A 1,054-nucleotide genomic window follows, 5' to 3' on the forward strand; every position below is an offset into this window, starting at 1 on the left:
GGCTTTGTTGCGTAATTCAATGGAACTAAATCAAGAACCTACGATCTGATCAGCTACCACCACTCTCTCTCGTAGCCTTATGCCTAAACCTTGTTACAAAACAACCAACTGGAAGCAATACAACCAATCGCTCATTAACCGTGGTTCTCTGACCTTCTGGATCGATGAAGAAGCAATAAGTGGGTGGGCGCAAAGCAAACAGAATAAGCGCGGGAGGCCACGTCGGTTCAGTGATTTAGCGATTACGACAGCACTCATGGTGAAACGAGTTTTTTCTATGCCACTGAGAGCGCTGCAAGGATTTATCGACTCGATATTTAGGTTAGCCCATGTGCCGTTAAGTTGTCCGCATTACACCTGCATCAGTCGTAGAGCCAAGCAAGTTGAGGTCTCATTTAAGACTAAAGCGAGAGGAGCGATACAACACCTAGCCATTGATGCAACTGGCCTTAAGGTTTATGGCGAAGGTGAATGGAAAGTCAAAAAACACGGGACGGATGGCAAGCGGAGAGTCTGGCGAAAGCTGCATATTGCAGTTGATACAAGCACTCATGAGATCATTGCCGCCGAGCTAAGTTTATCAACGGTTACAGATGGTGAAGTACTCCCGAACCTACTGAAACAAACACGTCGAAGCATCCTTGAGGTGTCTGGTGATGGCGCTTACGACACGAGAGCGTGTCGCGCTGCTATTAAGATGAAGCGAGCCGTTGCGCTTATTCCCCCAAGAGAAGGGGCAGCCTTCTGGGAGCGTGGTCATCCTCGAAACCTCGCCGTGGGTTGCCAGAAATTATACGGCTCAAATAAGTATTGGAAAGAGCGGTATGGATACCACAAACGTTCATTGTCAGAAACAGCGATGTATCGAGTTAAACAGTTGCTAGGAGGACGATTGAGCTTAAGAAATTACAATGCCCAGGTGGGTGAAACTTACGCGATGATAAAAGCGTTGAACAAGCTTACTGGGTTAGGTATGCCTGAAACTTGTCGTATTGATTAAGAAATACGCGAAACGGGGTTGTTCTATCTTTAAATTTAATTACGCAACAAAGCC

At 46.5% G+C, this 1,054-nt stretch carries 1 protein-coding gene; it reads left to right on the plus strand.

The features are described 5' to 3' along the window. Positions 1-79: 79 nt before the first annotated feature. Positions 80-1,000 carry an IS5 family transposase gene (locus A6D97_RS19105; protein ID WP_065583724.1) on the plus strand — a complete coding sequence of 307 codons (921 nt, stop codon included), beginning with the start codon at positions 80-82 and terminating at the stop codon, positions 998-1,000. Positions 1,001-1,054 lie beyond the last annotated feature (54 nt).

The sequence above is a fragment of the Vibrio sp. ZF57 genome (genome assembly GCF_001691235.1).
Taxonomy (GTDB): domain Bacteria; phylum Pseudomonadota; class Gammaproteobacteria; order Enterobacterales; family Vibrionaceae; genus Vibrio; species Vibrio crassostreae_C.

What these genes read in the sequence shown, in the direction of transcription:
- A6D97_RS19105 (WP_065583724.1), top strand. Translation starts at nt 80, where the DNA reads ATGCCTAAACCTTGTTACAAAACAACCAACTGGAAGCAATACAACCAA.